Annotated in this window: 20 protein-coding genes; 9 read left to right on the top strand and 11 right to left on the bottom strand. The window is 36.8% G+C overall.

Annotation, left to right across the window (positions count from 1 at the left end; all coding sequences use genetic code 11):
* Nucleotides 1–472 precede the first annotated feature (472 nt).
* Nucleotides 473–1,498, top strand: coding sequence for a methyltransferase (locus CRS_RS04270; RefSeq protein ID WP_142722855.1), 1,026 nt, complete (start codon nucleotides 473–475; stop codon nucleotides 1,496–1,498).
* Nucleotides 1,499–1,563: 65 nt separating this feature from the next.
* Here the strand turns inward: CRS_RS04270 and CRS_RS04275 are convergent, their stop codons facing one another.
* Nucleotides 1,564–2,289, bottom strand: a complete 726-nt coding sequence (locus CRS_RS04275) for a polysaccharide lyase family 7 protein (protein ID WP_142722856.1) — start codon at nucleotides 2,287–2,289, stop codon at nucleotides 1,564–1,566.
* Between the two features lie 298 nt (nucleotides 2,290–2,587).
* Here CRS_RS04275 and CRS_RS04280 point away from each other — a divergent pair, with 298 nt between their 5' ends.
* The 7 genes from CRS_RS04280 to CRS_RS04310 all read left to right on the top strand — a co-directional run bounded on the left by CRS_RS04280 (nucleotide 2,588) and on the right by CRS_RS04310 (nucleotide 7,955).
* Complete coding sequence (locus CRS_RS04280; protein ID WP_142722857.1) at nucleotides 2,588–2,920, top strand: single-stranded DNA-binding protein; 333 nt, start codon at nucleotides 2,588–2,590, stop codon at nucleotides 2,918–2,920.
* Nucleotides 2,921–2,938: 18 nt separating this feature from the next.
* Nucleotides 2,939–3,391: an HRDC domain-containing protein gene (locus tag CRS_RS04285; protein ID WP_142723068.1), complete on the top strand. Its 453-nt coding sequence runs from the start codon at nucleotides 2,939–2,941 to the stop codon at nucleotides 3,389–3,391.
* 120 nt (nucleotides 3,392–3,511) lie between these two features.
* A complete protein-coding gene (gene hisS, locus CRS_RS04290; protein WP_142722858.1) occupies nucleotides 3,512–4,882 on the top strand; it encodes a histidine--tRNA ligase in 1,371 nt (456 codons plus the stop codon).
* A gap of 144 nt (nucleotides 4,883–5,026) precedes the next feature.
* Nucleotides 5,027–5,824: a PH domain-containing protein gene (locus CRS_RS24650; RefSeq protein WP_228451173.1), complete on the top strand. Its 798-nt coding sequence runs from the start codon at nucleotides 5,027–5,029 to the stop codon at nucleotides 5,822–5,824.
* Between the two features lie 22 nt (nucleotides 5,825–5,846).
* Nucleotides 5,847–6,494: a GNAT family N-acetyltransferase gene (locus tag CRS_RS04300; protein WP_142722859.1), complete on the top strand. Its 648-nt coding sequence runs from the start codon at nucleotides 5,847–5,849 to the stop codon at nucleotides 6,492–6,494.
* 62 nt (nucleotides 6,495–6,556) lie between these two features.
* On the top strand, nucleotides 6,557–7,090 hold the full coding sequence (locus CRS_RS04305) for a PH domain-containing protein (RefSeq protein WP_142722860.1): 534 nt from the start codon (nucleotides 6,557–6,559) through the stop codon (nucleotides 7,088–7,090).
* A gap of 73 nt (nucleotides 7,091–7,163) precedes the next feature.
* Nucleotides 7,164–7,955 carry a bifunctional 2-polyprenyl-6-hydroxyphenol methylase/3-demethylubiquinol 3-O-methyltransferase UbiG gene (locus CRS_RS04310; protein ID WP_142722861.1) on the top strand — a complete coding sequence of 264 codons (792 nt, stop codon included), beginning with the start codon at nucleotides 7,164–7,166 and terminating at the stop codon, nucleotides 7,953–7,955.
* Nucleotides 7,956–8,032: 77 nt separating this feature from the next.
* Here the strand turns inward: CRS_RS04310 and CRS_RS04315 are convergent, their stop codons facing one another.
* The 3 genes from CRS_RS04315 to CRS_RS04325 all read right to left on the bottom strand — a co-directional run bounded on the left by CRS_RS04315 (nucleotide 8,033) and on the right by CRS_RS04325 (nucleotide 10,251).
* A complete protein-coding gene (locus tag CRS_RS04315) occupies nucleotides 8,033–8,269 on the bottom strand; it encodes a YtxH domain-containing protein (protein ID WP_034695510.1) in 237 nt (78 codons plus the stop codon).
* Nucleotides 8,270–8,368: 99 nt separating this feature from the next.
* A complete protein-coding gene (locus CRS_RS04320; protein WP_142722862.1) occupies nucleotides 8,369–9,211 on the bottom strand; it encodes an isoaspartyl peptidase/L-asparaginase in 843 nt (280 codons plus the stop codon).
* 149 nt (nucleotides 9,212–9,360) lie between these two features.
* Nucleotides 9,361–10,251 (bottom strand): cyanophycinase, encoded by an 891-nt coding sequence (locus tag CRS_RS04325; protein WP_142722863.1) that lies wholly within the window; start codon nucleotides 10,249–10,251, stop codon nucleotides 9,361–9,363.
* A gap of 198 nt (nucleotides 10,252–10,449) precedes the next feature.
* Here CRS_RS04325 and cphA point away from each other — a divergent pair, with 198 nt between their 5' ends.
* The gene (gene cphA, locus CRS_RS04330) at nucleotides 10,450–13,080 is read left to right on the top strand and encodes a cyanophycin synthetase (protein ID WP_142722864.1); all 2,631 of its coding nucleotides are present in this window, start codon (nucleotides 10,450–10,452) and stop codon (nucleotides 13,078–13,080) included.
* A gap of 32 nt (nucleotides 13,081–13,112) precedes the next feature.
* On the opposite strand, the gene CRS_RS04335 is transcribed toward cphA, so the two are convergent.
* The 7 genes from CRS_RS04335 to CRS_RS04365 form a co-directional block, all read right to left on the bottom strand.
* Nucleotides 13,113–13,571, bottom strand: coding sequence for a hypothetical protein (locus CRS_RS04335; protein WP_142722865.1), 459 nt, complete (start codon nucleotides 13,569–13,571; stop codon nucleotides 13,113–13,115).
* A 24-nt stretch (nucleotides 13,572–13,595) separates the two neighbouring features.
* On the bottom strand, nucleotides 13,596–14,774 hold the full coding sequence (locus CRS_RS04340; protein ID WP_142722866.1) for a hypothetical protein: 1,179 nt from the start codon (nucleotides 14,772–14,774) through the stop codon (nucleotides 13,596–13,598).
* 186 nt (nucleotides 14,775–14,960) lie between these two features.
* Nucleotides 14,961–15,794 (bottom strand): type 1 glutamine amidotransferase, encoded by an 834-nt coding sequence (locus CRS_RS04345; RefSeq protein ID WP_142722867.1) that lies wholly within the window; start codon nucleotides 15,792–15,794, stop codon nucleotides 14,961–14,963.
* Nucleotides 15,795–15,826: 32 nt separating this feature from the next.
* Nucleotides 15,827–16,945, bottom strand: coding sequence for a carboxylate-amine ligase (locus CRS_RS04350; protein WP_142722868.1), 1,119 nt, complete (start codon nucleotides 16,943–16,945; stop codon nucleotides 15,827–15,829).
* A gap of 30 nt (nucleotides 16,946–16,975) precedes the next feature.
* On the bottom strand, nucleotides 16,976–17,929 hold the full coding sequence (locus CRS_RS04355; RefSeq protein WP_142722869.1) for a RimK family alpha-L-glutamate ligase: 954 nt from the start codon (nucleotides 17,927–17,929) through the stop codon (nucleotides 16,976–16,978).
* A 59-nt stretch (nucleotides 17,930–17,988) separates the two neighbouring features.
* Nucleotides 17,989–18,702, bottom strand: coding sequence for an alpha/beta hydrolase-fold protein (locus tag CRS_RS04360; protein ID WP_142722870.1), 714 nt, complete (start codon nucleotides 18,700–18,702; stop codon nucleotides 17,989–17,991).
* A 309-nt stretch (nucleotides 18,703–19,011) separates the two neighbouring features.
* Nucleotides 19,012–20,226 carry an acetyl-CoA carboxylase biotin carboxylase subunit family protein gene (locus CRS_RS04365; RefSeq protein WP_142722871.1) on the bottom strand — a complete coding sequence of 405 codons (1,215 nt, stop codon included), beginning with the start codon at nucleotides 20,224–20,226 and terminating at the stop codon, nucleotides 19,012–19,014.
* Nucleotides 20,227–20,285 lie beyond the last annotated feature (59 nt).

Below are 20,285 nucleotides of genomic sequence, written 5' to 3' on the forward strand. Positions count from 1 at the left end.
ACATGTATTAAAATATTGTTGAACATCTAAAGATACCTTTACTTATTTCTCAGTATTTGAAAATCAGTATTTGTCACTCTTTCGAATAGAATGCTCATTTGTATAAATCTATATTTTGGATATAACTGTCTTGTTTTCATCTAAATAAATTTAAATTTTATTTCACTTTATTGTGTTTTTTTTGTAATTTTGATATGGATATTCAAAAAAATAAATCATGAAAATTAATTTAGTATGTTGTATGTTCCCTTTTATTTAAATGAGTATGAAGAGGAATAAAAATAGATTCTCTGTAAAGAGTTCAGATACTGTCTCAGTTAAAATTAATCTCATTATTTAAAGCTTATTTTCAATTTGACAAATGTCAGACAAGAACAAACCTGATAAGTTTGTTTTTGTTTTCATGATGATCAGCTATTCCTTATATCATTGTTAAAGTCAGTCAGATGCTATTCAACTAAAAATAACCATTATGGAAAAACAACCTGTTAAACCTGAGTTTACTTTTAAAATGTTTCAGATATTAGGTGGTTTATGGCTAACCGGATGTGTAAAAACTGCTGCTGAACTTAATGTTGCCGATTTACTGGCCTCTGGTCCAAAAACAATATCCAGACTTGCTGAAGAAACTCAATCACAAATAATGCCCTTATATAGGGTTATGAGAGCTTTGAGCAGTGTCGGAATTTTTGAAGAATCAGAAAACAAAACTTTTGCTCTGAATGATTTTGGAGCTGCTTTACAAACGGACGTTCCCGGAACAGCAAAAAATTTTGTGCTAACAATTATGAATGAACATTTTACCACTTACGGAGATTTGACGTATGCTGTTCAGACGGGTAAAATTCCCTTTGAGCATATTCATGGAAAAGATCTTTGGGGATTTTATAAGGAATTTCCTGAAATTGGTGAAAATTTTGGAAAGGGAATGACAGGAATGTCTGGGATGGAGCTGACAGGAATTATAGAAAATTATGATTTTAAAGCTTATCAGAAAATTATAGATATAGGTGGCGGAAACGGCACTATGATGTATGCTATATTGAACTCGTCGCCGGAAAGCTCCGGAATTATATTTGACGAAGCCAATGTTATTGAAAAAACACTTCAGCTTATTCCTGAAAATTTAAAGAATCGTTGTACTGTTGCTACAGGAAGCTTTTTTAACGAAGTTCCGAAAGGAGGAGATTTATATACGATGAAATGGATCATACATGATTGGAGTGATGAGGAGTGTGTACAGATTCTTCAAAACTGTTATCATGCAATGCCAAAAGGAGCAAAACTACTGATTCTAGACGCTGTTATTCCTGACAATTCTTTGAATCAACCACATATTGCCAAACTTCTGGATATTGTTATGCTGGCTTGTCTTACCGGAAAGGAAAGATCATTGAGTGAATTCAAAACCATTATTGGAAGAGCAGGACTGCGGTTTAACCGGCTGATTCAGATCGGTACAGAATCCAAAAGTATTATAGAATGCGAAAAAACATAAGTTCCAATTCTAAGTTAGATGATTAAGTGAAAGGTATCCAATCATAGGGTTGGGTGCCTTTTAAGTTATTCGGATATACTGATATGATAAATCGCTGTTAACCCGGAAGTCACCGGAGACTGACTGTTATCCTGAAGATAATTTCCGGCCTTGAAATAAACAGATTCAGCCTTCCAGCTATCTCCAAAATGGAAGGTAGTAGTTTGCTGATTGATTTTTACCAAAACATCAGAATCGTTTTGCTGGATACTGTAATCAAATGTCTGATTCAATGCAACGTTTTTCTGAAGGGTGATTCTTTGCTCTCTATCATTAACTTCTTTTTTAAAGCCCACCTGAATATTACCATTATTCCACCAGATTTTTAAGGCTTCAGTCCCTTTGGAATGTCCATGAATCTGACCAATGATAATCTTTCCGGTTCCAGGTTGCTGCAGAATAGCCATTTTTACCTGTAAGCTGTGCTGATTTTCAAAGTGCCATTCTTCAATCTGGCGTAATTCCGTTCTTGGATAATGTGAACCTTGCGTTGCTTTACCGTCTGATGAGCAAAAAAAACGTATACTGTTATCTTCGGGTGAAAAATAAAAATTTTCTGAGGAAAACTGCGCAATATCAGGTCCTTTAATAATGGCAACAGAATTGTTCTTTTCAATAGGTAACTGAAGATTGAATTCTGTCAGATTAAACCTTGACTGAGGAACGGGCATGTTGATTTTTTGAGCAAAACAAAATCCGGGGAGCAATATAAGTAATCCTCTTTTGATCAGGATTTTAAAACTGGACTTCATAAAAATTCTGTTATGTTAATTAAGCAGTACTAATTTATAGTATTTCTTTGGGGAAATTTTGATTAGAATTAATTCTTAAGCTATTTTTAATAATAGTTATAAAGACTTATGAATAAAAGAATCTATGATGAATTTGTTGATTTTTTTAAACAATATAACCGACAGTAAACGGTTACAAATGAGTTTAAATAGTTTATTACCGACTGTGCCATCAGAACATCACAATCTTTGCAGCAGAGATTTGAGAAAAACAGTGAACGTCTCTTATCTGAATTATTAATCTTTAAATCTAAAAGTTATGTCACTAAGAAACAAAGTAACATTAATTGGTTACACAGGTAAAGAAGTTGAAATAGTCAACTTCGACAACGGAAATGTAAAAGCAAGCGTATCTTTAGCAACCAGTGATCATTACACCAATGCGAAAGGAGAGAAAGTAGAAGAAACGCAATGGCACAACCTTATCGCATTTGGGAAAACAGCAGAAATTTTTGAAAAGTATGTTCCTAAAGGAAAAGAAATAGCCATAGAAGGAAAGCTTACCTACAGGTCGTATGATGACAAAGACGGGGTGAAGCGGTATATCACAGAAATTCGTGTAGACGAAATTTTATTATTGGGAGGCAAATAAATTCTAAAAACACAAATGATGAAAGTAAAAATTTTTAAAATCAGACTTCCCGAAGAATTTCTCTACAAAGATCAGAAAATGCTGGATGATTTTCTGGAAGCCCACGAGATTATGAAAGTAGAAACAGCTTTTGTAAGTGAAGAACGTTATTGGTCTGTAATATTGTATTTTGAAGCGTTAAAGCTGACAAAAAATACAGTAAAAGAACCAAAAGCAGTAAAATATTCTGCAGAAAATGACTCTTTAAATACGGATGAAGAAAGAATTCTGGATGCACTGAAACTCTGGAGATCAGAAAAAGCCCGCGAACAGAATCTACCCACGTATTTCATTGCCAGTAATAAAGAACTCCTTTCTGTTGCAAAGTATAAACCTGCAAAAAGAGAAGAACTGCTTGAGATCAAAGGTTTCGGAAAACATAAAATTGAAAATTATGGTGAAGAAATTCTTGAAATCCTTGAAAGCATATGATTTTTTGAATAATTGATTCCACAAAAAGAAAAGCTGAAGGAAGATTTTCTTCAGCTTTTTATGCTGTGTAAAGTCCCTGCAATTCCGTACTTTTGCAGATATCAAAATGACATACAACAAATGAAGCCAAGTTTAGCAAAAGGGACGAGAGATTTTACAGCACAGGAAGTTTCCAGAAGAAAATATATCATCAATATTTTACAGAATAATTTCGAATTATTCGGATTTCAGCCATTGGAAACGCCAAGTTTTGAAAATCTTTCTACATTGACAGGTAAATATGGAGAAGAAGGAGATCGTCTGATCTTTAAGATTTTAAACTCAAGCATCAATGAAGCCAAAGAAGAGAAAAAAACTCAGATGCTTCATGACTTTCAAAAAGCATTGGAAAAGCCTTTCAGTTCAGAGAATTTAACCGATAAAGCTCTTCGCTATGATCTTACTGTACCTTTTGCAAGATTTGTGGCTATGAATCATGGGAAGCTGACATTCCCATTCAAGCGTTCTCAGATTCAGCCGGTTTGGAGAGCAGACAGACCCCAGAAAGGACGATTCAGAGAATTTTATCAGTGTGATGCCGATGTAGTAGGAAGTGAAAGTCTTCTGCAGGAAGTGGAGCTGGTTCAATTGTACCTGAAATCTTTTGCAGATCTGAAAGTTCCTGTAACCATTCACATGAACAACAGAAAGATTCTATCCGGATTGGCAGAATATGCAGGAATTACAGATAAACTGATTGATTTCACTGTTGCTCTTGATAAACTGGATAAAATAGGCAAAGACGGAGTGGTGAAAGAATTGCTTGAAAGAGAAATTTCTCAGGAATCTATTGATAAATTAGACTTCCTATTCAGTCAGTCTGATGACGCTCTTGAAAATCTTCTTCAGTTGAAAGAGAAATTTGCAGGAAATGAAATCGGTCTAAAAGGTGTAGAGGAACTTGAATTTGTTCTTACACAGTCTTTAAACCTTGGGGTTGATATTCAAAATTTAGTATTCAATATTACGCTTGCGAGAGGATTAGATTATTATACCGGAGCTATTTTTGAGGTGAAAGCAGATGAGGTAGCCATGGGATCCATTGGTGGTGGCGGAAGATATGATAACCTTACAGAAGTTTTTGGAGTGAAGAATATTCCGGGAATAGGAATTTCATTTGGATTAGACAGAATTTATCTTGTAATGGAGGAGCTGAACCTTTTTCCTGAAGAAGCATCAGCCAAAATAGAATATCTGTTTGCTAACTTTGGAGGTGAAGGAGTAACAGAAGCTTTAAAACTGATGATGCAGTTAAGAACAAAAGGAATTTCAGCAGAATTATACCCTGAAAATGCTAAAATCAATAAACAATTTACCTACGCAGAAAAAAAAGGGATAAAGAATCTTGTTTTCCTCGGTGAAGAAGAAATTAAAAACAATACAGTTACTTTTAAAAACCTTGAGGCAGGGGAGCAGAAAACAGTCTCTTTAGAGGAGTTTTTAGGAGAATAGTTTTTAGACCATATTAAAGAAATAAAACAACCGCAAAAGCAATTTTTGTGGTTGTTTTGTTTGATGGATGCTAAGATTTAAATACTTTTGAATAAAAAAGAAATGAGTAATAATTGTGCATTATGTAAGGCAGAATTAACATCTATGGATACACTTTTGGGAGCTAATACGCTTTCTGATGGCAATATTTTATGCAATAAATGTTTGAATATAGCAACCAATATCTATGAAGAATTGCTGTACAATCTCAATAAGTTCAGTATTGAAGATATTAATGCAATGCTGAATAATAAAAAGCCGGAACCTGTACAGACTGTGGTAATCGCAGATCAGAATCTTCCGGTAAGAAGTGATCCAGATTCAGATCAGATCTCAAGAGAAGTCTATAAAAGAAGGTATCGCAAGATAAAGTTTGAACTGGAAAAGCAGAGAACTAACCTTTCCATTTTTACAAAAGGAGAAATTAAAGAGCTGCCTTATCTGATCTCTGAAGATGAACAGATCATAACAATTACTGATGCTCAGTTGATCAATACACTGGATGCCGGAATATTACTCGTAACTCCCAAAAGAATGCTTTCTGTTTCAAAATCAATGTTTGGAGCAGCGAAGGTTAACGATTATCCGAATGAAACAATCAAAGCTGTAAGTTTTGTAGCGGATCCCAGATCTCCAATCATTAAAATACATCTTCATGAAAGGGTTGTGGAATTTGAATGTTATATGGATAAAGAAGATGCAGAACAGTTCTATGATAAGATAAAAGAAATTTATAATCATTCTCAGGAACGATCTCCAACGCAAACTGATACAACAGGCAAAGATATTTCATCAGAAGAAATTCTTAATCAGCTTGAAAAATTAGGAAAACTGAGGGAAAACGGAGTTTTAACTGATACAGAATTTACAGAACAGAAAAAGAAACTGCTGGAGCAGTTATAATGAAAATGTTCAACACCTAATCATGAAAGAAAAAGTATCAGCGGAAATTGTAGAAAAATGGCTTAAAGGATGGTGTCTGTCAAGAGAAGTATCTTTTCCTGTTCAATATAAATCCGGATTCAGAGTGATTGTAGGAGATGAAAAACAAAAAGAACGTTTTGTATTTCCTACACTTAATGATGATTTTTTTGAACTTATCCATTCAATTACTGAGCCTTGGGTTTATCTGAAAGTATCAACTTCTCCTGATGAATTTATAAAAAAAATTCCTGAAAAATGGAAACTGCAGCCCCAGGGGTATATGATGACCTGTTTTCACCCGATGAATTTTCCGGAAATAAGCCTCGCAGAAGGATATCAGTTAGAATTTTCTGAGTACAATACTACTTTTGTTGTCAGGATTATAGCGGAGAATGGAGAACAGGCCTCCATAGGCCGTGTCTCTCTTATAGATGGCCTGGCTGTTTATGACAGGATTGTTACCGAAAAAAATCATCAGAGAAAAGGACTCGCTACTTTTTTATTGAAAGAACTTGAAAAAATTGCTTTGTCAAAAGGATTTTCAAATAATATCTTAGTGGCAACAGAAGAAGGGAAATATTTGTATGAAACCTTAGGCTGGGAAATTTATTGCCTGCATACTTCTGTTGTAATACCTTCAGAAAACTGATATTTTTATAAATTAAATTTTAATGACAAAGAAATAGTAATTTAGTCCTATAAACGAATATCATGAGTGAAAAATCAAGACTTGATGAGATCAAAAATGAACTGAACAGACTGGATATCAGCCCGACTATATTTGCCAGGAAAGAAGTTCATGAATTGCCGGATATCCTTTCAGAAGATGAAAAAATAGTTTACCTTGTTGAAGGCAGGAATAAACTGAATAATCACCATATTATTTTAGTGGCTACGGATAGGAGATTGATTTTAGTGGATAAAGAATTCATGTATGGATTAAAAGTAGAAGATTATTCTTACGGCAAGATTAGCTCAATACAATATGAAACTGCTTTGTTACTGGCTTCTATCGATGTCAAGGTTGCTGATGATGATGTTGAGATTGATGGGGTAGGAAAGTATCATGCTGAACTGTTCTGCGAAAAAGTAAGGGATTTCATGTCCCGTCCTGAAACGTATTTTCAGAATAGGTATGAACCCGGCCTTTTAGATAAGTTGGAGCAGTTGGGAAGACTAAAAGAAAACGGGGTCATAAGCGAGGAAGAATTTTTTGAGCAAAAGAAGAAGCTCATGGAGAAATGATCATAAAATATGAATCAAATTAATTGATAAAGTTATAATGATTCAGAATAATTAAAATATTTAAACTTAAACAATGGAAAATTACTTAGAGATCAATAAAAAATCATGGAATGCGAAAGTAGAGCCTCATTTGAAATCGGATTTCTATTTTGTAGATGAATTTTTAAAAGGAAGGACCTCACTGAATTCAATAGAACTTGAACTTCTTGGAAATATAGAAGGGAAAAGCATCCTGCATTTGCAGTGTCATTTCGGACAGGATTCTATTTCACTGTCAAGAATGGGGGCAAAAGTTACCGGAATTGATCTTTCTGATAAAGCAATTGATACTGCCAGAGATCTTGCACAGAAATGTGGTGTGGATACAGAATTTATCTGTTCAGATGTCTATAATCTGCCTGATGTTCTGGATCAGAAATTTGATATCGTTTATACAAGCTATGGTACAATAGGCTGGCTGCCTGATCTTGAAAAATGGGCCGGTGTCATCAATCATTTCTTGAAACCGGGAGGGCAGTTTATCATGGCAGAATTTCATCCTGTTGTCTGGATGTTTGATGATGATTTTACAAAAGTAGCTTACAACTATTTCAATGAAAAACCAATAGTAGAAACCTATGAAGGAACCTATGCAGATCAGTCTGCAGCCATCGTACAGGAATATGTAATGTGGAATCATTCCTTATCAGAAGTTCTTGATAATCTGATTAAAAAGAATTTAAAGCTCAATACTTTCCAGGAATTTGACTGGTCTCCCTATCCTTGTTTCCGACATGTAGAAGAGGTTGAAAAAGGGAAATGGAGAATTCCACAATTTGGTAATAAAATACCATTGGTGTTTGCTTTAGTAGCTCAGAAAGGGTAAAAAATAAAAAGTCATCGTAATTAATACTACGATGACTTTTTCCTATATATGAATGTTAAAAAAACTGCTCTTTGTAATTAGCTTAGAGAATCTTCAGCCTTTGTTTTTACTTCGTCCACTTTATTCTGAACCTGGGAAGCCACATCATTGGCTTTACTTTTAAGGTCATTTCCCCATTTATTCAGATTGTCTTTTGCAGTATTGATTTTGTCCTTTACGGCTTGCTGATCTTCAGGGCTTGAATTCTTATATTTCCAATAAGCTAATGCACCTAATCCTAGTAAAGCTAATAAGCCTTTTGTCTTGTTTCCCATGATTTCTATTTTTTTATGGATTAATATTAAAGTTTGTTGTTATCAATAATGTAAAATACGTGCCAAAAAAATAAACGGACCTATAAAAAAATGTTAAATTTAAGAGAAGACTTCAAATTTTTCACCGTCAAAACTGGCGAAAACCATAGTAGGATAGGAATCCTGATGATATATATTCCCGTTTTTATCAATAGCGATGGCCCCTGCAAATCCATCGATGGCGGCAAGTTCGTCAAATGTTTTACTGAAAGCCTGCTCAAGATTCATCCCATCTGTAACTCTCGTTACGATTTTTGCAGCAGTCGCATTGCTGACAATATCTTCGCCTACACCGGTACAGCTTACTGCACAGAAGGCATTCGCATAATTTCCGGCCACTGTGGCAGAATCTGAAATTCTTCCCGGGATTTCAAAACCTTTACCGCCAGTAGAAGTGGCAACGGCCAGTTTTCCTTCATGGTCTATCGCAACACATCCTACAGTTCCTTTGCCCCCATTGGCCAGTTTAGCTTCATATTCTTTTCTTCTCTGAGGAATTTCCGTGGAGAAATTCTCAAAACCATTTTCTGTAGCATAGATTTTAGCGCCATTTCCTCCTAAAACCCGGTCATCCTCATTGATAAGATCTTTGGCAACAAAAATGGGATTCTGTACATTTTCAATATTGATCACTCCACTTAGTTTCTGAGTGTTTCCGTTCATAATAGCAGCGCTCATACGGATCACTCCATCACTTTGAATCTGAGAACCGATTCCTGCATTATATAAAGGATCATCTTCAAGCAGTGAAACGGCATACGCAACAGTATCAAAAGCGGAATGAGTTGTAAGATAGTCAAAAGCCTTTTTAGCAATTCCTTTTAGAGACTCCTGTTTTGCTGTTTTTACTTCGTGGCTTTGGTCACTTTCAGAGAAAAAACCTCCGTGGATAATGATTTTCATAAATGATAGATGATGTTTTTGATAAATGATATTCTTTTACGAAGTTAATTTATAAAATCTAATTAAACATTGAACCTTTAACTTTAAACAAAAAAAATGAAACCGAAGTCTCATTTTTATGGTGGTTAATAATATTTTTGATTTACAGACTATTTATCCTGCGGTATTGGGTTGAACTGAGAATTTTCAATGGTCAGTGTCTTGGTAGTAAGATCATAATGGTCATTCATAGACATGACGTGTACGGTTAAATTATCAATGGAAATAGGCTCTCCAAGATTGATATTGGTAAGATTGGTATCTTTAATAAACCTTCCGTCAACCAGAATCACAAGACCAGATCCTACGGCGGTCATCACGTCATTATGAATGAAAAGTCCTGTGTCTTCACCAAGACCAATTCCCAGAGTTCTTGGATTATTAACAACTGCCTGGAAAAGACGGCCGATTCTACCCCTTTGTACAAAGTGAGTATCAATAATAACGTTATCGATCAGTCCTAATCCCTGGGTTGTTTTGATTTCTCCTTTTAAAAGGGCTTCAGAACTGCTCCCCTGATAGATCATGTTTTCAGAAGCTGCTGCAGCACCTGCAGAAGTCCCGGAATAAATAAAATCCTGTTCCTGGTATTTCAATAAAATGGTATCATGGAATCTTGTTCCCCCAAGAATGGACGTCAGCCTCAGCTGATCCCCTCCGGTAAACATCATAACATCGGCAGCGTTAGCCCTCGCTACCATTGCATCAGAATTGGCTTCCTCACGATTGTGAATGTCAAGAACATTGACATTTTTAGCACCAAGAAATTCGAATGCTTTTTTATATTCAGAACCTACAATCTGAGGAATTTGAGAAGCAGTGGTTACAATTTCAATGACAGAGTTTTCCTTGAATTTTGATTCGTTGATGATCTTTCTTAAGATCCCACGCTCAAAAAAATTAAGATTCTTTTCGATATTCTGATCATAATCGGTCTCAGCAAAACTTCCTTTGTTTACAGCCCCTCCGATAACTATTAATTTTCCAACAGGTTTTGTCATGGTACAAAATTAAAAAATAATTAACATTCTTTGGCGAAATTCATGCCATCTTTCGCTGATTTTTAATGTTTTAAGAATGTTAATTAAAATTAATTTTTTTTTAATGAATCTTTAAACATGGTATGGTTTTGTTTTGGGTTTTGCATTATCTTTGGCTATGAAAGGAGTTATTGTTAACTGTTAAAATGCCAATAGACTATGAAAATCGAAAAGATTCAGGCACTAAGAGGTCCTAACATCTGGAGCATCAGAAGAAAGAAGCTGATACAGATGAGGCTGGACTTAGAAGAAATGGAGAATTATCCTACCAATAAAATCGAAGGATTTCGGGAAAGGATTGAAAAATTAATCCCCTCATTGATTACACACCGATGCTCAGAAGGAGTAGAAGGTGGTTTTTTTCACCGTGTGGAAACAGGAACCTGGATGGGGCATGTCATTGAGCATATCGCATTGGAAATACAGACCCTTGCAGGAATGGATGTGGGGTTTGGAAGAACCCGGGAAACAAAAACTCCGGGAGTGTATAACGTGGTATTCAATTATCTTGAAGAAAACGCCGGTATCTATGCTGCAGAAGAAGCTGTGAAGATTGCACAAGCATTGATAGAAGGAAAGGATTATGATATGAATGCCTGCATTCATAAATTGAAGGAAATCAGGGAACGTGTCCGTCTGGGTCCTTCTACAGGAAGTATTGTGGAAGAAGCTGCTTCCAGAAAAATCCCGTGGATCAGATTGGGGACAAATTCCCTTGTACAGCTGGGTTATGGAGTGAACCAGCAAAGATTTCAGGCTACGATTACCGGAAAAACAAGTTCTATTGCCGTTGACATTGCCTGTAACAAAGAATTAACCAAAAGAATGCTTCATGATGCTGCTATTCCGGTTCCTACCGGAGATTTAGTGGTAGACGAAGAGGGATTGGATGCTGTGATCAGAAAAATAGGCTATCCTGTTGTGCTAAAACCTTTGGATGGAAACCATGGAAAAGGCTCCTCCATCAATGTTACAGAATGGGAGGCTGCTAAAATTGGTCTGGAACATGCCCAGAAATATTCAAGAAAAGTAATTGTTGAGAAATATATTACCGGCTACGATTTCCGAATTCTGGTTATCAATAATAAAATGGTGGCCGCAGCAAGAAGAGTTCCCGCCCATGTTGTAGGGGATGGAGAACTGAATCTTCAACAGCTTATTGAAAAAGAAAATAAAGACCCGAGAAGAGGCTATGGACATGAAAATGTACTTACCGAAATTGAGGTAGATAAAGATACGCTGGAACTGCTTGATAAGCTTCAGTATAAACTTGAAACGGTTCCTCAGAAAGGAGAAGTTGTTTATTTAAAATCAACCGCTAATCTTTCCACCGGAGGAACGTCCATTGATGTAACAGATATGGTGCATCCGGAAAATATCACTATGGCTGAAAGAATTTCCAAAATTATCGGATTGGATGTTTGCGGTATTGATGTGATGGCGGAGAATCTTACCCAGCCTTTAAAAGAAAGTGGTGGAGCTATCATTGAAGTGAATGCAGCACCGGGATTCAGAATGCATCTTGCTCCAAGCGAAGGACTGCCTAGAAACGTGGCAGCACCTGTGGTAGACATGCTTTATCCACAAGGTAAACCTTTTACCATTCCCATCATTGCGGTGACGGGAACCAATGGAAAAACAACAACAACAAGACTTATTTCTCATATTGTAAAAAGTAACGGTTATAGAGTTGGATTCACAACTTCAGATGGAATTTATATTCAAAATACCATGCTGTCGAAAGGGGATACCACAGGACCGCTTTCGGCGGAATTTATCCTGAAAGATCCTACCGTGGAATTTGCTGTTCTGGAAACTGCCAGAGGAGGAATTCTACGTTCGGGGCTCGGCTTCTCACAATGTGATATCGGCGTTTTAACCAATATTGAAGAAGATCATTTGGGAATGAATGATATCCACTCTCTGAAAGATCTTACCAAAGTAAAGCGTGTTGTGCTGGATAGCGTAAAAAAGAGCGGTTGGAGCATTCTGAATGCAGATAATGAATATTCTATGAAGATCGTGAATGATCTTGATTCTAATGTGGCTATTTTCAGTATGGATGAAAACAATCCTCATATCGTAAAATTCGCCAAAGAAGGAAAGATCACCTGTGTCTATGAAGAGGGCTTTGTAACCATTAAAAAAGGAGACTGGAAGATAAGAATAGGAAAAGCTAAGGATTTTCCGATTACGATGGAAGGAAAAGCCAGGTTTATGATTGAAAACGTTTTGGCGGCGAGCTTAGCGAGTTACCTTTACGGATTTGGGATTGAAGATATTTCCAATTCTTTGAGAACGTTTATTCCAAGTGCTCAGCTTACTCCTGGCAGACTGAATGTTTTTAAATTCAAAAACTTTAAAGTTCTGATCGATTTTGCCCATAATCCTTCAGGTTATGAAGCGATTGAAGATTATCTTAAAAATGTTGAGTCTACCAAGAAAATTGGGATTATTTCCGGGGTTGGAGACAGAAGGGATAATGATATCAGAGAATGTGGAAAGATTGCTGGCAGAATGTTTGATCACATCATTATCCGAAACGAAAAACACCTTCGTGGAAGAACAGAAGAAGAAATTAACGGATTGATTATCGAAGGCATGCAGTCTTCCGGAAAAGATGTCAGTTATGAAATTATTCCCAAAGAAATAGAAGCATTGAAACATGCGATGGGAATGGCTGAAGAAGGAACATTTATCACGGCTTTAAGCGATGTTATTTCCAATGCTATTGATCTTGTGCAGGAATATCAGGCACGGGAGCTGCTGGAAGATGATAAAAATATATAGAAAGACCTCCGGAATTCCGGAGGTCTTGTTTTTTATAAAGCTTCCCAGGTTGTCTTTATACTCTGCATTTTTTTAAGATAAAAATATAGAGGAATGAGTTCTAATCTGAGGGTGAAGCTGATCGTTGGAATGGTGAAAGGAATGATAGCCATCATAATGAGACAAATTGCAATTCCTATGATCGCATCAGCTATGGCTGCCTGTGGTGCCCATTTTTGTTCAAACCAAAGTCCGTAGGCTACAATACCTTTGAACAGGAACAAAGTACAGATCAAAAGTCCTGTCATTGAATAGGGATGATCAGCCTTTATTCCATATAAAGATAAAGAAGAGTTAGTGATCAGAAAGCCCGCCATCAGTAATACAGCAGCTACTGCGCCTCCGATTAAAAAGATCCATAGGAAAACTTTAATCCAGGTGGGTAATAGGTTTCTTCTTCGTGTTAAGATGTTGTTGTCAAATTCAGCGAAACGTGTTGATGTTTCTTCCATGTATTATTAGTTTTTATAAGTTATTTATCCAAAAAAAGCATTCGAACTTCCGATCCAGATCGCATCTTTTTTATTGAAGTCTACATTCACCATGGCGGCTTTGGTCATTCTTCCAAGATTTTCCAAAAGGATAGGGCGCTCATCTTTTTCCCGCCAAATATACAACAAACGGATCTCAGCTTTTGAAAAATCTCCGTTAATATCTTCAAAAATGGGCTCATAGTACACTTTTCTCTGCAGAATATAGTTTTCTTTATCCTGAATAGAGTCTGTGATTTCCCGGGTAGGGTTTAAATTGACTCCACTTCCTGCAAATGAAAACAATGGTTTTAATACAAAATTTTCAAGGTTTTCACTTTCCGGGAACTCATGCAGAAAGTAACTCTTCGGTACAAACTGATGCTTCAGTAAGGGCAAAAGGAATTTTGAGATTTTAAAAAACCAGTTCGGGTGCGTGATCCATTTGACATCCACTTCCTCCCGGAAATCAAATTCTGTTTTCAGGTCAGGAATATTATCCAGTTCATCAAATATAACACGGTTGTAGATTCTTTTGATCTCTGTAAGCTTGCCATCATTTTCATAATACAGCTTTCGTCCTTCCTTCTTTATCTTTGTCAGACATACGGTTTTAATTCCTATTAATTTCTCTGTAAGCGCAAAATCAATGGCCGTTTTTTGTTTTTCAGGAAAAATTTCAAGCAGAATTACATTTTCAGGATTTTCATCTCCTACAATAAGTTCCTTTAAGTAGTTTTTAAAGGTTTCATGAGGCATTGGGTTTCTGATCTCTGAAAGAAAAGGGTAGACCTCACAGTACGTTTCTTCATAGAATTTTTGAAAAGCATACAAAGAAGGGAAGGCCTGAAGTTCTATCAGCTGAGGTTCTATTGCTCCGTTTTCACTTTTGCAGACTCCAAAATCGATGGTGAAAAAATGGGGCTGATTGGTGTCATTGGGAACCCTACAGTTGTCTGGAATCGCTTTTTGAAGTAGCTCTGCAGGCATTGCTTTAATCTGGCTGATAATACTTTCACTGGCGTCTATGAGCTTACTCTCAAATTCTTTAGTCAGAAAAATAGGACTTTCTGAGACCCTGAAAGTTGGTTCTGTACCTCCTTTTTCTGCCAATATACCTTTTAACTGATTGTATTTTTCATCTGAAAACTCCTTATTGAACTGTTTTCTGTATTTGGGGATCATATTTTTTTTCTTTTGTGGTGTTAAAAAAATCGAGCATTGATACCCGATTGTTATAGTAAGCTGCTGGAAGTTGGAAGAGGGAAGTTTTCAATTCTGAAATTTAAATTCTTAGTTTATAAATAAAAGAATAATCAATAATCTTAACCGATAGTAGCTTCACGCATTATTCCTCCAGCTTCCAGCCTTTTAAGCCAAAGATTCAGCTTTTTTCAAAATGTTTTTTTTTGCAAACTGAAGGAATCTCGGAAGGATCTGATGTCTGGTCAGAATGATTTTATCTTCATCATCGATTCTGTCCATTGTCTCAAGATATTTCTCCATACCGAAATTTTCGATCATGGCTTCTCTGTTTTTTTCATCTTTCAGATTTTCGATCAGAGATTCAGGGTTGGCTTCCGGATGAAACTGTGTCCCGAATATCTCCTCAGAAAAACGAACCGCCATTACCGCTCTTTCAAGGTTAATATGAGGCCGGAATTTTTCGATCGCCATGATAGTCATTCCAAGCTCTTCAAAACGCATATGATCGGGTTCAATAAACTGATATGCTCTTGAATCTACTGCGTAGAAAGGGTCCTGAAGGTTTTTGAATAAAAATTCATTTTTCCCTTCTTCTGTTTTATGTACTGGCATTACTCCAAAAGAATAAGATTTCCTTTTGCAGATATTACCCAGTTTCCAGTGGATACTTGCCAGCTGAAATGAATGGCAGATCAGGAAAAGATATTTTTTATCCTCATGGCATTTATTATGTTCAAAAACAGCATTTAGAAAATCAGCAAATCTGTCTTCCCAGGCCAGACCTTCCCTGTGAGGGTTTCCGGGTCCGCCTGAAGAAATAAAAATATCAAAGTCTCCGATTTCCGGCATTTCATCTTTAAACCTTACATCAAATGTTTGGATAACCACATTTTCTTCAGAGTTCTGCTGAAAAGTTTCGGAAATCTCTTTAATATTTCTAAAGCCTTGATTTACATGATTATTGTTCATGTCCAGCAGAGCAATTCGAATATCTTTCATTACATCATATTTTTTGTAAAGTTACCAAAAAATTATGAAGCAGGTTCTCCATGTGTTATGCCGTACTCCGTTTCAGAGATCATATAATCAACGACTTTCGTCAGATCACCGGTCTCCTTGAAGATCTGAAGCTGTCTGTCTGCACCGGTACCGTTTTCAAGAATTTTCCATGCATATTCAACTTCTTTTCGGCATCCCAAATCGTCTACAACATCATCAATAAACTCTAAAAGTTCTTTTAATAAGTGAGGATAAGGAACAGATTCTTCTTTTCCAAAATCAATCAGGTGAGCCTCAATACCACTTTTAGAAGCGCGCCATTTATTTTCATTCAACAGCAGTCTTCTATAGCTTCTGAAGCTCAGGTTTTGCTGGTGAAGTTTATAAATTTTTGCCACTAAACTCTGCATAATGGCAGCAAGGCATACCGTTTCATCAATCCTTAATGGCATATCACAGATTCTGAACTCAATGGTAGGATAAAACGGATGAACCCGTAAATCCCACCAGATTTTCTTGGCATTGTCAATGGTACCTGTCTTTACAAGAAGATCTACATAACTGTCAAATTCTGCCAGAGAATTAAAATAGCTTGGAATACCTGTCCTTGGGAATTTTACGAAAATTTCCTGCCGGTAAGATTTAAATCCTGTATACCTTCCGATCCAGAAAGGTGAATTGGTGGAAAGAGCATACACATGAGGCAGAAAATAACGCATGACATTCTGAATTCTCACACCCTCTTCACGGTTGGGAATCCCAATATGAACATGCAGTCCGAAAATAAGGTTTTCACGGGCAACATCTCCCATATCATCAACGATTTTAATATATCTTTCTCCCTGAGTGATATTATTTTCTGACCAATGTGAGAATGGATGAGTGCCTCCTCCGGAAACACGCAGTCCCTGCTCATGGGCAATATTAATAAGATGGCGCCTTAGATTTGTCAATTCAGCTCTGGCCTCCTGAATATTCTGGCAGATTCCTGTTTCCATTTCAATCATGGATTCGTGCATCTCGTGTTTTAAATTTTCACTTAAAACCGCTTTGCCACCCTCAATGATTTTTGAAACATGAGAAACCAGATCTCTGCTTTCAACATCAATGATCTGATATTCTTCTTCAATTCCAATAGTAAACTGATGCATTTTTCTTGTGTTTTTTATTTCTTTTCAATGTTATTTTATGGAATCTTTCACGAAAGTTCCCCAGGCAATATTGGGTTTTCCCGGAACGTATTCTTTAGCTTTTTCTACAGCCAGTTTTGCGGCATGTTCTATGATCCATGCAAAATTTTCTTCTCCTACAGAATTTCTGTCCGCATCCGGTGCCGGATTACAGAAATCAATCGCGTAAGGGATACCGTCTCTTACCGCAAATTCTACAGTATTGAAATCATACCCTAATGCTTCATTCATGGTAATGGTATAATCATGAATGGTTTTTAATAGTTTTTCAAGTTCCTGTCCCTGCGTTTTATGGGTTGTGGCATATCTTAAATGGGGTGCATTTCTCGGTTCATAAGGCATAATGTGAACATACTTTCTGCCCAGACAGTAAACCCTGTAATAATCGTCAAAGATAATTTCTTCCTGTACCATCATGACCAGCTGTTCTGTTTCCCCCAGTTTGTTCCAGAGATCATCTGGATTTTCCACTCTGTACACATTTTTCCAGCCTCCTCCGTCATGAGGTTTCATATAAGCCGGGAATCCTACATAATTGAAGATATATTCCCAGTCATGCGGAAATTTCAGATTTCTGAATGAAGTTTCTGAAGTATTATCCGGCCTTTCATGTGACGGAAGCAAAACCGTTTTAGGAAGCGGAATCCCGAGTTTGGACATCAGGGCATTGTTGAAAAATTTCTCATCAGCACTCCACCAGAAAGGATTGTTGATCACATAAGTGCCGTTAAGTGCCGCATTTTTTAAATAAGCTCTGTAAAAGGGAACGTCCTGCGAAATTCTGTCGATGATTACTGCATATCCATAATCTGCCCCCTGTTCCAATTTATCTATATTAACGGGTTCAGCGATGATATCTCCACCTCCGAGTTCATTTACTTTGTCTATAAATGCCCAGGGAAAAGTGTCTTCCATACCGAAAAGAATTCCTACTTTTTTTGTCATAATTTTTGTTTTTTAAGGTGGGTGTATATTTTTTTCTATTGGTTTTTTATTGTTTTACTTTAAGAGAAAAAGGAACCAATGAAGGTAGGGAATACCATTCTCCACAAAGGCCAGTCGTGACCTATCCATTTTCTCTCATCATACCAGAAGTCTATACCTTTTATCTTCAGGATTTCAGCCATTTCAACATTTTTATCCTTGCATATATCCTGGTCTGAAGTACTGAGTACAATATGCATATGTTTGTATTTCCACGCTTCATCATTTCGTACAAATTCCCTTGGACAGTTGAAGTATACCAGATCGTCAGAATAGCCCTCCATAAAGTTTCTGATACTGAATGCCCCGGAAAGACAAAACAAATGGGAAACCACATCAGGAAATCTGAAAGCAAAATTGGCGGCATGATATCCTCCGAAACTCGCTCCGGCAACTGCCACGCGGTGTGTTTTGTGGAGCTTCTGGATATAAGGGACAAATTCCTGAATCAGAAACTGTACATACCGTTCGTAATTTCTTATTCTTTGCTGAGGAGCTATGGTATTATCATAAAAGCTCCGGCTGTCGATGGTCTGTATATTGTAAAGTTTTACTTTTCCCTGTTCTATGAACCAATTGATGCTTCCGTTAAGATGAAAATCGTGGTTCTGGGTATACTGTCCCTGGGAAGTAGGGAACATGATGATCGGATGGCCGTAATGCCCGGTCACTTCTACTTTGAGACTAATTCCCAGTATATTTGAATAATATTCTGTATGTTCTATGTGAGGCATTTTTGGGTTTAATTTTAATATGGTGTTTTTATATTAATTTAATAAATTCAATTCCTCCAGGTTGGTCTTCTCCTAAAATATCCTGTACGATGGATCCTGATTTTGGATGTTTGAAGGTAATATTTTCTTTAAAGATCCATTTTGATCTGGTTTGTTGGTATAAGCTGAGCCAACGAACTGATAGTAGGCTTTACTTTACCATTTCCGGGTTTTTTGCTTTCTAAATTACGTTTTACCGTGGAATCTACTGGAATACTGTGTATTATAAATTCAATAACATTTTTGAATATCAATATTACGTTCCATAACTTACGAACTAAGTTTGTTGCTTTTAGGAGGAAGGATGTTCAGCATATCTGCATGGATCATTTCTGCCGCAGAGTCTAATCTGTCCTGTACGACAGAAGCATCTCCGGATTTATAAACAATCCCGACGTGATAATCTATCGGAAGAAATTTTACCACTTCTTCACATTCAAAATTACGGTAATCAGGTTCTTTATCTTTAATCAAGGCAACGATGAGCCCGGAATAGTATCCGGTAGGTGGGGAAACACTGTAATCATTTCCTCTCAGAAGGGCATCTTCAATTTTAGCCCATTCTCTCCATATATTGATGCCGCTTGATGCCTCTACCAGATCAGGGATATGAGCGCCACCTACTCTTGATGAGGTTTCCAGGAAATACCATTTTCCATCTTCTTTTCCCCGGATAAATTCTGTGTGGGTGGCTCCATTGACAAGCCCGAAGTTGGAAAGAACTTTGGCATTTATTTCTTCCAATGCTTTGAACTCCTCAGAATATCTTCCTAAAGTCTTGGATCTGAAAACGCCGCCTTCATGAGAAACCTGCATGGGTGGGGCCAGGTATTTTGAGGCAGAAGTGAATACGATTTGTTTATTAAAAGTAAGGCTGTCTACATGATAAACATCTCCGGGTTTAAAGCTTTCCAGCAAAAAAAGATGACGTTCTTCTCCAAGGTTTTCCAATGCTTCATAAAGCTGTTCTTTAGAGGTTATTTTTTTGATACCTGACGCAGAGGCTTCAGAGCGGGGTTTCAGTACCCAGGGTGCCGGAACGCGGTCTGTAAATTCATTCACCTCATCATCATTGAATACCGCTGTAAATTCAGGAACATTAATTCCTGAATCTTTTGCTTTTTGCCGCATAGCCAGCTTATCTCTGAAATATCGGTGCGTAGTCTGTCCCATTCCCGGAATACGGAAAGTTTCCCTTATCAGTGCTGCTTTTTCCACGTCATAATCATCCAATGCCACTACAGCATCTACTTTTCGGGTTTTCATCAGGTGGGAAAATCCCTGTATCAGATGCTCCAGATTCCAAACGGATGGTTTCAGCTCAGGCATGTAAAATACCTCATCAATAGCGTGCCATGGCCAGTTTTTCTCTTTGAGATTTTCGGATGTTACCAGAATGACTTTATTGCCGAGGGTCTTCATCTCGTCCATAAAATCATAACCTTTATAATAGCACGAAATACATACAATAGTTTTCTTCTCCATACAATGTTTTTTAAGATTTAGTGAATTTTCAAAAATAAAAGCATTTATTTATTATTTTA

It is taken from the genome of Chryseobacterium sp. ON_d1 (genome assembly GCF_006829085.1).
Classification (GTDB): domain Bacteria; phylum Bacteroidota; class Bacteroidia; order Flavobacteriales; family Weeksellaceae; genus Chryseobacterium.

What these genes read in the sequence shown, in the direction of transcription:
- CRS_RS04270 (WP_142722855.1), top strand. Translation starts at nt 473, where the DNA reads ATGGAAAAACAACCTGTTAAACCTGAGTTTACTTTTAAAATGTTTCAG.
- CRS_RS04275 (WP_142722856.1), bottom strand. Translation starts at nt 2,289, where the DNA reads ATGAAGTCCAGTTTTAAAATCCTGATCAAAAGAGGATTACTTATATTG.
- CRS_RS04280 (WP_142722857.1), top strand. Translation starts at nt 2,588, where the DNA reads ATGTCACTAAGAAACAAAGTAACATTAATTGGTTACACAGGTAAAGAA.
- CRS_RS04285 (WP_142723068.1), top strand. Translation starts at nt 2,939, where the DNA reads ATGAAAGTAAAAATTTTTAAAATCAGACTTCCCGAAGAATTTCTCTAC.
- hisS (WP_142722858.1), top strand. Translation starts at nt 3,512, where the DNA reads ATGAAGCCAAGTTTAGCAAAAGGGACGAGAGATTTTACAGCACAGGAA.
- CRS_RS24650 (WP_228451173.1), top strand. Translation starts at nt 5,027, where the DNA reads ATGGATACACTTTTGGGAGCTAATACGCTTTCTGATGGCAATATTTTA.
- CRS_RS04300 (WP_142722859.1), top strand. Translation starts at nt 5,847, where the DNA reads ATGAAAGAAAAAGTATCAGCGGAAATTGTAGAAAAATGGCTTAAAGGA.
- CRS_RS04305 (WP_142722860.1), top strand. Translation starts at nt 6,557, where the DNA reads ATGAGTGAAAAATCAAGACTTGATGAGATCAAAAATGAACTGAACAGA.
- CRS_RS04310 (WP_142722861.1), top strand. Translation starts at nt 7,164, where the DNA reads ATGGAAAATTACTTAGAGATCAATAAAAAATCATGGAATGCGAAAGTA.
- CRS_RS04315 (WP_034695510.1), bottom strand. Translation starts at nt 8,269, where the DNA reads ATGGGAAACAAGACAAAAGGCTTATTAGCTTTACTAGGATTAGGTGCA.
- CRS_RS04320 (WP_142722862.1), bottom strand. Translation starts at nt 9,211, where the DNA reads ATGAAAATCATTATCCACGGAGGTTTTTTCTCTGAAAGTGACCAAAGC.
- CRS_RS04325 (WP_142722863.1), bottom strand. Translation starts at nt 10,251, where the DNA reads ATGACAAAACCTGTTGGAAAATTAATAGTTATCGGAGGGGCTGTAAAC.
- cphA (WP_142722864.1), top strand. Translation starts at nt 10,450, where the DNA reads ATGAAAATCGAAAAGATTCAGGCACTAAGAGGTCCTAACATCTGGAGC.
- CRS_RS04335 (WP_142722865.1), bottom strand. Translation starts at nt 13,571, where the DNA reads ATGGAAGAAACATCAACACGTTTCGCTGAATTTGACAACAACATCTTA.
- CRS_RS04340 (WP_142722866.1), bottom strand. Translation starts at nt 14,774, where the DNA reads ATGATCCCCAAATACAGAAAACAGTTCAATAAGGAGTTTTCAGATGAA.
- CRS_RS04345 (WP_142722867.1), bottom strand. Translation starts at nt 15,794, where the DNA reads ATGAAAGATATTCGAATTGCTCTGCTGGACATGAACAATAATCATGTA.
- CRS_RS04350 (WP_142722868.1), bottom strand. Translation starts at nt 16,945, where the DNA reads ATGCATCAGTTTACTATTGGAATTGAAGAAGAATATCAGATCATTGAT.
- CRS_RS04355 (WP_142722869.1), bottom strand. Translation starts at nt 17,929, where the DNA reads ATGACAAAAAAAGTAGGAATTCTTTTCGGTATGGAAGACACTTTTCCC.
- CRS_RS04360 (WP_142722870.1), bottom strand. Translation starts at nt 18,702, where the DNA reads ATGCCTCACATAGAACATACAGAATATTATTCAAATATACTGGGAATT.
- CRS_RS04365 (WP_142722871.1), bottom strand. Translation starts at nt 20,226, where the DNA reads ATGGAGAAGAAAACTATTGTATGTATTTCGTGCTATTATAAAGGTTAT.